5 protein-coding genes are annotated in these 13,598 nt (G+C 54.5%); 1 reads left to right on the top strand and 4 read right to left on the bottom strand.

From position 1 onward, the window contains the following. Nucleotides 1-26: 26 nt before the first annotated feature. The 4 genes from hrpB to PW789_RS17935 all read right to left on the bottom strand — a co-directional run bounded on the left by hrpB (nucleotide 27) and on the right by PW789_RS17935 (nucleotide 8,614). The gene (gene hrpB / locus PW789_RS17950) at nucleotides 27-2,351 is read right to left on the bottom strand and encodes an ATP-dependent helicase HrpB (protein ID WP_299379210.1); all 2,325 of its coding nucleotides are present in this window, start codon (nucleotides 2,349-2,351) and stop codon (nucleotides 27-29) included. 388 nt (nucleotides 2,352-2,739) lie between these two features. Continuing rightward, nucleotides 2,740-4,200 (bottom strand): efflux transporter outer membrane subunit, encoded by a 1,461-nt coding sequence (locus tag PW789_RS17945; RefSeq protein ID WP_299379208.1) that lies wholly within the window; start codon nucleotides 4,198-4,200, stop codon nucleotides 2,740-2,742. Further along, complete coding sequence (locus tag PW789_RS17940) at nucleotides 4,200-5,447, bottom strand: efflux RND transporter periplasmic adaptor subunit (RefSeq protein ID WP_299379206.1); 1,248 nt, start codon at nucleotides 5,445-5,447, stop codon at nucleotides 4,200-4,202. Before PW789_RS17940 ends, PW789_RS17945 begins: the two co-directional genes overlap by 1 nt. Continuing rightward, nucleotides 5,444-8,614: an efflux RND transporter permease subunit gene (locus tag PW789_RS17935; protein ID WP_299379204.1), complete on the bottom strand. Its 3,171-nt coding sequence runs from the start codon at nucleotides 8,612-8,614 to the stop codon at nucleotides 5,444-5,446. The genes PW789_RS17940 and PW789_RS17935 overlap by 4 nt, the downstream gene beginning before the upstream one ends. 1,140 nt (nucleotides 8,615-9,754) lie before the next feature. On the opposite strand from PW789_RS17935, the gene PW789_RS17930 reads away from it, so the two are divergent. Next, entirely contained in the window at nucleotides 9,755-13,396 is a 3,642-nt protein-coding gene (locus tag PW789_RS17930) for an alpha-amylase family glycosyl hydrolase (RefSeq protein WP_299379201.1), read from the top strand. Nucleotides 13,397-13,598 lie beyond the last annotated feature (202 nt).

Raw genomic sequence — 13,598 nt, 5'->3', positions numbered from 1 at the left:
GTTCTCCATTCTAGTCCCGATCATGATTAAGGCCGTTCTGGCCACGCATGTTTCGGATAGCGACGCATCAGCTCTCTACGCACCTGCGGATACAACCTGTCCCAGAACCCGGCGAGATCCGTGGTGGTCTGTACAGCTCGTTGATTTGGCGCAAGTAGATGCATCACCACGGGAGTCTTGTTGATCCCGATTCGTGGCGTCTCACGCATACCAAAGAAATCCTGCAGCCGAGAAGCTACCCAAGGCGGCCTGTCTTTTTCGTAATGAATTTTGACTTGCCTACCGCTCTTCAGCTTCAAAGTCGTCGGTGCCGCATCACGCAGACGGTGAACATCCATCTGCTGCTCAAGTTGCGGAATAAAGTTTGCAGCAGCCTGCCTTAGTTCGGCAAAGCTGAAGAGACCATCGCATAGATCTCTCAGGGATTCTTCGATATCCGGCGGCTCCATTCCTGCGAACGCGATACGCGATAACAGAGATGCAAGAGAATCCGAATCCACAAAGCGTTCAATGCCAAATTCAATGGCTTTGCTCGCAAGAATCTTCGACGCGCTTTCTATATCAGGCTGGGTGTTGCGAAAGGCCTGAAGAACCAACTGATCGTACAACAGTTCGCTCACGGCTTCTACACGCTGTCCCCCTTCATTCCATTCAACGGCAGAACGCTCATAGACGCGGTCAGGAAATAGATCAAGGAGCCATTCCGGCTCGATGCGGGCAGTCATTCGGACCAATGGCAATGCCTTTTCTTTACGATCTTCGGCATCGACCACAACCATGAATTCGTAGACAGGGGGCATCCCCGACAATTCTGCCGAAATCCCATTCGCCAGCAGAATCTGATTACCCGCTCGCTTCTTCGCAACACGGTCAGGAAACCCTGTAAGCACCGATAGAAGCAGTGCATCATCATTCGTTCGAACCTGCTTCGAAGGCCGCGCGATCCTCTTCAGCTGTTCGATGTGTCGCAAGAGATTTCGGTCTGCAGGAACTTCGATCGCTTCAAGCAGGTCATTCTTTTCCACGCGAGCGCCAGAGGACAGGACAGCTGCCGCGATGCATGAGTCTTCCCCCACGCCGCGATCTGTAGCTGCGGTAAGAATGCGGGACAACCGCGGCGTAAGCGGATAGCGCGCCATCCGCCGCGCCATCCCGTCGACTGCTCCCAGGCGATCAAGCAATGCGTTTGCACCCTGAATTGCGATCTCTGGCGGCGTATCTAACCAATCCATCTCTTTCGCATCCTTGGAATTCATCGCACGGAGGGTCAGGCAGAGCTGGGAAAGATCGCTGCGCAGAATTTCAGGTGTGTCATGCTCCGGACGTCGCAGATAGTCTTCTTCCGAATAGAGACGCACGACAGTGCCCGGTGCCGTGCGTCCGGCGCGGCCAGCACGTTGCGTGGCTGATGCCTGGCTGACGCGCCCCACGTGTAACGTCGGCAACCCCGTCCACGGCGAGTAGCTTGCAAAGCGCGCCAAGCCGCTATCGACAACAGCAGTCACTCCTTCCAGCGTGACTGAGCTTTCGGCAATATTCGTTGCAAGAATCAGTTTTTTCCTGGATGACGGTGTGACAACAGCATCCTGCTCTACTGGCGAAAGATCTCCATGGAGAAGAACGATCATCAGATCATTACGGCGACTCAGAGGTTCGCACTCGCGCATGGATCGCCTGATCTCCGCAATCCCGGGCAGAAACACAAGGATGTCACCGCCATGATCCTGCTGGAGAAGAGTCTCGACCGCAGCATAAACCTGCCGCTCTAGCGGCTCGGCGGAATAGCGCGTGTAATGGATTGAGAGTGGATACATACGCCCAGGACAACGAACGACGGGGCAATCCGAGAGATATTTCGATATGGGCGAAGCATTCAGTGTCGCCGACATCACGACAAGAAGAAGATCCTTTCGCACCTGCTGAAGCACCTTGAGCAGAGCCAGCGCGAGGTCACTCTCCAGGTGACGCTCATGAAACTCATCGAGAACGACGGCATCGACTCCCTTCAATGCAGGATCGGAGAGGAGTTGCCGCAGAAATACTCCTTCGGTTACAAACCGCAGTCGCGTTCTGGGACCAACCACGTCTTCAAACCGCACCTGATACCCGACGGTCGTACCAACCTGCTCTCCCAGCTCAGAAGAAACCCTTCGCGCAGCCATCCTTGCGGCAATGCGCCGCGGCTCCAGGACCACAACCTCACCAGGAACAACACTGAGAAGATGTAACGGCACCCGGGTCGTCTTGCCTGCACCAGGTTCTGCCTCGACAATCAAGCTGCGTTGTTTCGCCAACGACTCCGCGATCTCACCGATAAAGTCGTCGATAGGAAGCTTTGGGCGGGGGTTCATTCTGCGTTCCAGAGGTGCATCGCGGTTACATTTGCATCTGCTGTCATAGGTTCTCGTCTAAGTTTAAATTGATAGTCGTCTCTGAACCGGCTAATCAGTGTGTCAGCAATTCCGCATATCAAGAAGATCACTGATTACGATGCCAGGATGCTCCAAGCCTCTTTAAGAAGACTAGCTTCCCGCCAACCGGCCTAGGCGAACCGACCTTTGCTCCCGCGCCTACCCGCGGCAACCAACGCGGTCTTCGCCGCAACCGGGAAACGTATCCGCACACGATCAGTCCACACCGATTTTGTTATCGGAGCTTGATGCCAACCAATGGCACTTCCTCGAGATACACATCAGGCAGACCCGATCAGTGCAGAAGACGCCTTCGAAGAACGCGACTCTAGTTCTTCGGGAGTTCCGCCGCATCCCATCCGCCGCCCAAAGCGACCTGCAAAGCCACACTTGCAACGATTCTGTCGGCAACGAGCCCAGCTGAGACTCTCTCGTTCGAGAGCTGAATTGTCTGGTTTGTCAGCACCTCAAGGTATGGAGCGAGTCCACGCTTGTAGCGCAGCACCGAAAGCTCGGTGGAACGCTCCGCGCTTAGTACCGCGCGTTGCTGGACGTCTGCCTCCTCAGCCAGTATTCGCAATGCCGAAAGCTGATCCTCGACATCGCGGAACGCGGAAAGAACCTGTTGGCGGTATAAGTCTGCCGCCTGCTCCCGCTGCGCAACCGCGGCCTTCACGTTTGCCTTTCTCTGTCCTGCATCGAAGAGAATTTCGCTGGCGCTCGGCCCAGCGTTCCATAGCGTGGAGTTGCTATCGATCAGCGTCGTAATATCGCTACTCTCAATGCCTCCAGCTGCACCCAAACTGATATTCGGATAATAAGCTGCCTTCTGAATACCAATCTGTGCGTTGGCTGAGGCAACACGCCGTTCCGCCATTGCAATATCGGGCCGGCGCTGCAACAACTGCGAGGGAACACCAGCAGGAATTGCCGGCGGATCACCCGCCAGTGGCAATTCAGAGAGCTTATAGGTCTGCGCTGGAACGCCAATCAACACAGCAATGGCGTGTTCGAGCTTGGCCCGCTGCACTCCAGCATCGATCGTCTGCGCGCGCGTCGACTCAAGCTGCGTCTTTGCCTGCTCCACGTCGCTCTCCGATGCCAGTCCGCCCTTGCGACGATCTTCGGTCAACGTCAGCGTCTGCTTGTAAGCGTCCACCGTCGAACGAAGCAGCTTTACCTGCAGGTCGATGCCACGCACTTGAAAGTAGCTGGCCGCAAGTGTTCCCTGCAGGCTCAGCCTTGTGTTGGCAAGGTCTGCAGCCGAGGCCTGTGCGCTCGCAGATGCCGAATCAATCTGGCTCCGCACACGCCCCCAGATATCCGGCTCCCAACTGACGCTTAGCGGGATAAGGAAGTCCCAGTAATAATTTGGAGCGGTCACCGGCCGCAGTGGTCGGTAAGAAGAAATTCGGTTCCGCGTTGCAGTCGCCCCCAGGGAGACTGTCGGAAAGAGCGCAGAGCGCACACTCATCACAAGCGCATGAGACTGTTCGTAGGCCTGCGACGCGGCAGCAATCGACAGGTTTGCGCTGGCGCACTGCTCCTCCAGACGATTCAGCTCCGCATCGTTATAAACCGTCCACCAGGCGCTTCGACTTTTGTCGTCGGCAGGAGCAGCAACGCTCCAGTTTCCGTTCGCCTTTTGCGGATTCCCATTCGCTCCGTTCTCCGAGTAAGCTGGCGGAGCAGGCATCGCCGGCGTCTTATACGCCGGACCAACCTTGCAGCCTTCCACCCCCACGATGGCAGCAAGTAAGCCAACCGCGACCGCATCACGTCTGCGCATCACTGATTGCCCTTCTGGTTCTGGTTTGGCTCCACAACGCGAACCGTATCGCCTTCGCTCAATGAGTCTGCCGGATTTGCGATAACCTTCTGATTCTCATTCAATCCGCTCAGAACCTCGACCGTCGTTCCAAAGTCGCGGCCGGTCGTTACGGGAATCATATGGGCCTTGTTCTGTGCATCCACGGTCGCCACGCGCAGGCCATCGGCATTGAGGATCAGAGCTGTAACCGGAATAATCAAAACCGGTATCTCGCCGTTGGACTTCAGATGAACTTCCGTGTAACTCCCAGGCAGCAGCTCTCCCGTTCGATTCTCTACATCCACCTCCACGAGCAGGGTTCGCGTTCCCGGATCAACCGCATTTGCGGTTCTTACCAGCTTTCCAGTAAAGCTCTTCCCTGGAAACTGCGGCAGCGTGAGGTCTGCCGTCATTCCAACCTTCGCCTCTGGCGTGTACATCTGCGGAACATTCACGAACACACGCAGCTTGTTGACATTGGAGAGATCAAACACCTGCCTGCTGGAAACATTCGTTCCGGCACCAGCAGTCACCGTGGCTCCAGTCGCAGTAATCAGCTGGCCTACGTCCAGGTTGCGTGCCGTGATCACTCCATCAAATGGAGCGGTAATGTGCTCAAAGCCCACCAACTCTTGAAGTCTTCGAACATTCGCCTCGGCCGCCTGTACCGCAGCATTGCGTGCCTGCGTCACGCTCACGGCGTTATCCGTGTCCTGCTGTGACACAGCGTTGCGCTGAACGAGATCCTGATAGCGATCCGACGTAACCTTGGCGATTCCGGCATTCGTCTTTGCTGTCTCCAGGTCTGCCTTCGCCTGAGCCAACTGTTGATCAAGCTCAGGCGTCTCGATCACAGCCAGCAGTTCGCCCTTATGCACATGGGAGCCGATATCATGCGTCCAAGAGCGAACATACCCCGTCGTTCTGGCATATATCGGAGCCAGGGTGAATGCCTGCATATTGCCCGGCAGAATGACCTCCTTGCCTGCGCCCTGTTGTTTCGGAGCGACAAGATCCACGGTAGGCGCCGCATTGGCTGCCGTATATTTCTCCAGGTCGCTGCGGTCTTTTCCGCGTGCCATCACGCCTGTAACAGCGCCGACGATCAGGAGTAACAACACAACGAACACAGCGATCACAACACCCCGGGCATTGCCCTTCTGCGGAACGGTTTCCGTATGGTTGTGCTCACCACCGACCTCATTTGGCTTTGATCCACTCATCATTCACTCTCGTCCGGCGTCACTATCAGTTCATTCGTCTTGTCGTTGCGGTGCATGTAGGAGAAGAACATTGGAACAAACGTCAACGTCCCAAGCGTCGCCAACAACAAACCGCCAATCACAGCGCGCCCAAGCGGTGCATTCTGCTCGCCACCATCACCGAGCCCAAGCGCCATCGGCACCATACCAATCATCATCGCAAGCGCCGTCATCAGCACCGGACGGAAGCGCGTATGCCCTGCCTGGAGCGCGGCATCATGCGCATTTTCTCCAGCATCCATCTGCTCTTTGGCGAAGCTCACCATCAGAATCGAGTTGGCTGTCGCAACTCCCATGCACATAATCGAACCCGTCAATGCAGGAACACTGATATGCGTATGCGTGAGAAACAGGAACCAGACGATTCCACAAATAGCTCCGGGAAGAGCCGAAATGATGATGAACGGATCCAGCCAGCTCTGAAAGTTAACAACGATCAGCGCATACACAAGCACGATGGAGAAGAGCAGGCCGAGAACCAGGCCTCGGAACGACTCCTTCATCGTCTGCACCTGACCGCGAATGAAGATCTGAGATCCTCGAGGCAATTCTTTTTGGTGCGAAGCAACAATCTGATCGATCCGCTTCGACACGCTCTCAAGATCAGTACCTTCTACCGCACCGTCGATATCAATCACCGGACGTGCGTTGTAATGGCTTACAGTTGCCTGCTCCGCGCCACGCTCAATCGAAGCAAGATTGCCCAGAATCTGAGGCGAACTGCCGCTGCCGTTCAGAGCAATAGGAAAGTTCTGCAGGTCCGAAAGATTCTGGACATCAGACTCCGGAGTCTGCACCGCGATGTTGTAGCTCACGTGGTTCTGAGGATTCAGATAGAACGTCGGTGCCGTTTGGAAGCTTCCGCTCAAACCGACCAGAACGTTCTGGACTACGTCCTTTTCGCTGTAACCAACCTGTTGCGCTCGCGTGCGGTCAACATTCACCTTCCAGGTTGGCAGGTTGAATGGCTGCTGAATCCGCAGATCAGTCGTGCCGGGAATCTCGCGAATCTCCCGCATCAGCATTTCGGCGAACGAACGGTTCTGCGCAACCTGCAAACCAACCACCTGAATATCAAGCTGTGCCGGCAAACCGAAGTTCAGAATCTGACTGACCATATCGGTCGGCAGATAGTAAAACTCCACCCCGGGGAATCGCTCCAACAGCTTTTCGCGCAGCCTCTTCGTGTAATCGGCCGTAGGGTGATGGTCTTCCGAGAGCGATACCTGGATGTCTGCATCTGCGGTACCGACAGGAGCCGAATTGGAATAGCTTAGGTTCAGACCCGAATACGGAAGGCCGATATTGTCGATCAAAGTTGTCAGCTCGGCCTTTGGAATCTCTTCCCGAATGACCTCCTCCACGTGGTCGCAGAGCGCTGCCGTATCTTCAATACGCATCCCGGTGTGAGCACGAACATGAAGCTTGAACTGGCCACCGTCGACGCTTGGGAAAAAGTCCTGGCCAAGAAATGGGTAGAGCAGGGCAATTGAAATGACCCAGAACGCCACCATGCCCAGCATCACGAGGCGACGATGGTCGAGGCAGACATGCAGCAGGTTCATATATCCGCTGCGAATCTTCTCAAATCCTTTCTCAAACATCTCGGAGAAGTGAGTGAAGAAGCCCCTCTTCTTATTCGACTCGTGCTCATGCCCCTTGAGCAGATACTTCGCCATGGTCGGAACAATGGTTCGCGACAGAAAATACGATGCAAGCATCGCGAAAACAACGGCTTCGGCTAACGGAACGAACAGGTAGCGTGCAACACCGCCGAGGAAGAACATCGGGACAAACACAATGCAAATGCACAGCGTGGAGACGAACGCAGGTACAGCGATCTGAGCCGCGCCATCCAAAATCGCCTGCTCGACCTCCTTGCCCTCCTCGATATTGCGATTGATGTTCTCAATCTCTACCGTGGCGTCGTCCACCAGGATGCCCACGGCAAGCGCAAGACCGCCCAGCGTCATGATATTAATCGTCTCGCCCAAAGCAGAAAGCATAATCAGCGAACAGATCACCGAAAGCGGAATGGAAACCGCGATGATGATCGTCGAACGCCAGCTGCCCAGGAAGACGAGAATCATGATGGCGGTCAGCGCGGCGGCAATCAGCGCCTCACGCACAACACCACCGATAGCGCCGCGCACAAAGACCGACTGATCCGCGATCGGCTTGATCTTCAGTTGTTGCGGCAGCTGCGCCGCAATCGCCGGCAACGCATTTCTTACGTTGGAGATAATGTCGAGTGTCGAGCTTTTGCCAATCTTCTGGATCGACATGAGCGTTGCGCGCTGCCCGTCCACCCGAACAACGTTCGTCTGCGGAGGAAAACCGTCCCTCACATTGCCGATGTCACGGATGTAAATCGTGGCGCCGTTCGACGTCTTGATGGGCATATTATTCAGCCCCTCAATCGTCGTCGGTGCGCTATTGGTCTCCACCTGATAGTCCAGGTGTCCCATCTTCACAGTACCCGCGGGCAGAATAATGCTCTGCAGACCCACCGTATTGACGACATCGGAAGCCGACACACCAAACGCCTGCATCTTGTGCGTATCCAGATCGACCTGGATCTGCCGTTGCTTGCCGCCATAGGGATACGGGATCTGCGCTCCCTGCACCGTGGCCAGCTGCGTACGAATGAAGTTCATGCCAAAGTCGTTCAGCTGCTGCTCGGTAAGCCCCTGCCCCGAAAGGCCCAGCTGCAGGACCGGCACACTCGATGCGCTGTACTGGATGACCAGCGGAGGCGTAGTTCCCTGCGGAAACTGGCGCAACGCCGTCTGTGCGACTGCCGTCACCTGTGCTACGGCCTGTGCAATGTTCACATTCGAGTGGAAAAAAATCTTCACAACCGAGATGCCATTTAAGGTCTGCGATTCGGTGTGATCAATATCGTTGGTGGTCGTCGTCAGGTTTCGCTCAAACGTGACCACGATACGATCGGCCAGCTGCTCCGGCGAAAATCCGGCATAGTTCCAGATGACCGAGACGACCGGGATATTGATATCTGGAAAGATATCGACCGGCGTCCGAAGCATCATCACGGGCCCAAGAATGAACAGCAGCAGGGAGAGTACTACAAAGGTGTAAGGTCTCCTAAGCGCAAGACGAACAATCCACATCGAAAATCCTCAATGACGAGTCTACGGTGCGAGCACACTGCGAGTTTCATCAAATCATGGGACTTGCATCGCAAGACTGCGATAGATATAGCAAAATGCTGCCCGCGACCAGCATTCCCCACGTTCAACGGCTAACGGAGCTTTTCGTCCTAGGATTTTCGTCCCGGATAATAACCACTTGTCTAAAGTTAGACACTCTTCGAATTATACGAGCTTGATGGAGCTCACTTTGGATTCTGACCGGTAATCGGTCCTCAACGTGGGCACCGCAATTTGCTGATCGTATCCCACGTGAGGATCACGTGCTCGCCTGCGCCGATCAACAGCAACGAGACTCCTTCAGACTCTCAATAAATGGGGGTTCGTTTCTCTAGTTCGGAGATCAGGTCTCGGGTCTGGTAAAAATAAAATCCCACATAAATAACTGAATCTAAATAATTTACACGGAATAATACTCTCCCTCTATATCCGGAGGAATCGAGCTTTTCGTCCGGTATGGCGGGATAGGGGTATAGATAGAGCACAGAGTGCTCCTCCTCGATCATCGACTTAGGACTCCGCCATGGCGACAATGGCATCGAAGCTGTGGCTTGCACCAGCTTCGGGTGTCCAAAGGGGCACTGTACGATGATGACGCCGTGACGGATGGGATGTTGATGGAGACCTGTATCAAGGGTATCGCCGGTATCGCTCACAACAGCTCCCGCTGCAACTGCACAAATCGCAACCTATAAATCCAGCATCAGATGCAAAATAGGGGGCATTCGCAGTTTGATCATCGAGACAAACGGACTGGCAGCCAGGCAACCGACATTAGGAATCAACGCAAAAGGCACTGTCTCGCTTCGACTGTGGCCGGAACAAAGGGCGAGTCACCACACGTACCGGTGCTCAACTCCATTTGGGCCCGAATGGAAATCAATAAACTTGCACTTTATCAGCGTCACCTCCTCGCTGATTCTGCGATTGGCATTTGATAGATCGGCCCTGAACCAGATGAAGTTTTCCTACCAGCAGGTTGGCGCACCTCACCCTGCAGCCGTCCCAAGCCTCCAGCTATCCGGGCTCTCTTCTAGAGCGATAGGATGAACTGCGAAATTGCTGATATGACTTATTCCAGGCATAGAGACGAGGAGCACAATGGAGTTTCACATTTCAAGACGTATCCGTGAACAGATTGATCTCGACGATCTGCTGTTCAGCTTCTCTGGCAACGTAATCTTTGCGAACGTGACCGCCAGCCGGAAGTTAGCGGAACAATTGAATGGTATCGACAAGAAAAGCGGCTCTCCTGGAACGGCAATTACCGGTCCAGCTCTCTTTGCCATGGGATTGATCGATGAGCTCAGTCATGCCCTCATTGCGAGCTACCGCAAGAAAACCGATCCCCTTGCTCTCACAGATGCACTGCAGTTTTTGTCTAAGGAAGTGGGATCGGAGCAGCGGGACAGGATCTTATTAGCCTTCACCGAGCAGTTCCCCAATGTTGATGTGTACCGCAAGCATCTGACAGCGCAGGAGTGGCTTACAGGGCAAACTGAGGGCGCACCCAATCAGGAGGTTGCCCTGGAAGAGCTCCTCCTCCTATGGTTTGCCAATTCAAATCCAGCCTTTGCTCCGTTTAGCGTCTTGTTTGACGACAAAGAGCTCAAGGACACGACCTCATACTCCGCCGCAACGACAATTCTGCGCGACTATTTCAAAACCCGCCCCACCGTTGAAGCGGGCATGGGAACTCTTTTAGAGGCCCTGGCCGCACCGATGCTGGCCTCTCCTGATTCGCTTACCGGTCAGTTGGATTACATTCGAGAGCACTGGTCACCGGTTCTTGGCAACGATCTGAAGCGTGTCTTGCTGGCCATCGATGTTCTGCGGGAAGAAGAGATTGCGATATGGATGCGGTTTCACCCTCCCGGTCCGGTATGGCATGGGCACAAGGATTCCGGGGGAACCTCCGAAGGCTTTGTTGGAAACGAGTTTGTAGGCTTTGATCAACAGGGCGCTCTGACCCAGGGCGCAAACGACTCTCCGCGGAGATATGCGAGGGATTACCAGGCCCCACTCCACGAATACGAAGCTTTCAGCGCAGATCAGGCCTGGATGCCAACGGTCGTACTGATTGCGAAGAACACCTATGTGTGGCTGGAGCAGCTATCCAAGAAATACGGACGTCATATCCATCGGTTAGATCAGATACCCGATAGCGAGCTGCAATTGCTGGCCGACAGGGGGATTACCGGCCTTTGGCTCATTGGCCTTTGGGAGCGCAGCCACGCCTCCATGACAATAAAACGGCTGCGTGGCAACAGTGATGCTGTCGCTTCAGCGTATTCCCTCAAGAACTACACCATCGCTCAGGATCTTGGTGGAGAGAACGCATACCAGCATCTCAAACACCACGCCGCCGCCGTCGGTCTGAGGTTGGCTAGCGACATGGTTCCGAATCATATGGGAATCGACTCCGATTGGGTCATCGAGCATCCTGATTGGTTTTTGTCGCGATGGGAGAGCCCATTCCCCGCGTATCGGTTTGATGGGCCCGACATATCGACAGATCCTCGCGTTGAGATCAAGATCGAGGATCACTACTACGACCATTCAGATGCTGCAGTTGTCTTCCGCCTGCGTCACTATGCAAACGGAACCACGCGGTATGTCTACCATGGCAATGATGGTACGGCATTTGCGTGGAATGATACGGCGCAACTTGATTATCTAAAATCAGAGGTAAGAGAACACGTAATCCAGGTGATTCTCGACGTGGCAAAGCGGTTCCCCATCATTCGCTTCGATGCCGCAATGGTTCTGGCGAAGCGCCATGTGCAGCGGCTTTGGTTTCCTCTGCCGGGAACAGGTGGATCGATTCCGTCTCGAGCAGAGAACGCGATGTCAGACGAAGCCTTTAATGCGCTCATGCCACATGAGTTCTGGCGCGAGGTCGTGGACCGGGTCGCAACCGAGGTGCCGGGAACGCTGCTGCTTGCCGAAGCGTTCTGGCTCCTCGAAGGGTATTTCGTCCGTACGCTGGGCATGCACCGTGTGTACAACAGCGCCTTCATGAACATGCTGCGCGATGAAGAGAACGCTAAATACCGTTCCTATCTCAAAAAGACCGTGGAGTTCGATCCGGATATCCTCAAACGCTATGTCAACTTTATGAGCAATCCGGACGAGCGGACTGCCATCGATCAATTCGGGACAGGGGACAAGTACTTCGGAGTCTCCATGCTCCTCGCAACTTTGCCTGGACTACCGATGTTCGGCCATGGACAGATCGAAGGCCTGACAGAACGCTACGGAATGGACTTCAAGCAGGCACGCCTTGATGAATTCCCGAACGACGATCTCATCGCCAGACATCAACACCTGATCGCGCCATTGTTGAAGTCTCGGTACCTGTTTGCAGAGAGCGAACACTTCCTGCTTTACGACTTCTGGAACGATCATGGAATCGTCGATGAAAACGTATTTGCCTATTCCAATCGTCATGGCAATGAGCGCGCAGTCATTCTTTATAACAATAGCTACCAATCGACCCATGGAACGATCCACCTCTCGGTAGGATTTCTCGATAAAGCCAGCGGTGCCATTCAGCAGAAAAGTTTATCGCACGGGCTCAACTTGCCAAATGACGATTCCATGCTGATCGCATACAGAGACAACGTCGCAGGCTTGGAGTTTTTACGCTACGCGGGCGATCTACGCGATAACGGCCTGCCTCTAGCGCTTCGCGGTTATCAGCACGTCGCGTTACTGAATTGGCGTGAGCTTCGGCCTACCGCAGCACAACCGTGGGATCGTTTATGTAATGCTCTTCACGGCTCTGGAGTGTACAGCCTGGAAGAGGCCCTGTCGAAACTCCAGATCCGTCCGCTCCTCGAAACTCTGCGAAAGGCGGTATCCACGGAGAGCATTGAAACCTTCGCCGCACTGTCCAGTCAGCCTGGTACTGATAAAGGCAGTCCATTGCAGATTGCGCCTGACAGCTCTCCCATCGCAGCTACTGCCAAATTAGAGACACAAGATATAAATCTGCCCAGCACTGCAGAGTTCGTCAAATACGCACACCATTTCAAAGATCAAGTGCATGAACTCTTGGTCATCGATTCCGGTACTGCTGTCACCGGCAGCCTCTCTGATACGGACAGCGACGCCTCGCGACGAAAAGAGTTTGAGGATTGGATAAAGGCTTCTCTCAAACTTCCGACCACGATCTCAGCTCTTCCTGCTGAGCTACGGCCCGTGGCCATCGCGGTCTTCCCCTCCCTGGATGCAACATCCTCATCCATGAAAACGTGGGGCCCAGTCTTAACTTGGCTCGTGTTTCAGACTCTTTCGCCGGAAGTTACGCCGTTCGAGGTCTTCGACAAGTTCAATCTTCGTTGGGCGCTGGCAGAAACCTTCTCGTCTATAGGCCTCGAAGGGGAAGCTGCCTGGAAAGCCGCAGCCCAGATTCGCGTTTTATTGAAGTTCTCAACCAATGCCGAAAAAGCTTTCCGCACGGAAGAATTTTGGACAGAACCGGACGTTCGTTGGCTGATTGGCGTGAATAATGCGGGGGGAACGGAATTCATCAATCAGGAGCGACTCGAAGAGCTGCTGTTTTGGATTCAGTTGCCACAGCTTTTGCAATTGGCTTCGTCACCGAAATCTCTTGCAAGTCCCGCCACGGTGGCAAAACAAGTCACAGATTACGTAGGACTGCTTCAACGAGCCGGCTTCAAATATGCGGAATTTATTAGCTCGGTAGGCGATGAGGCACCGCTTCCTGACAGGCTCTAAATCGCGGCCTGATGGAAAATCGTCCGCAGATCGACACTCTCCGCGATGATGGGCCACCCGAAAAGGGTGGCCTGTTTACTGGCTCAAACCGCCAACAGTGAAGAAGCAGGAAATAAACGCGTAGCTGTGGACCTTCGTGAATTCGTTATCCTCGACGTGCATGTCGACACGATGTAGACACATCAAGAACTCGAAACGTATC

Origin of the sequence: Edaphobacter sp., assembly GCF_028283685.1 — a bacterium.
GTDB lineage: Bacteria > Acidobacteriota > Terriglobia > Terriglobales > Acidobacteriaceae > Edaphobacter.
This window is presented reverse-complemented; position numbering and strand designations above follow the sequence as displayed.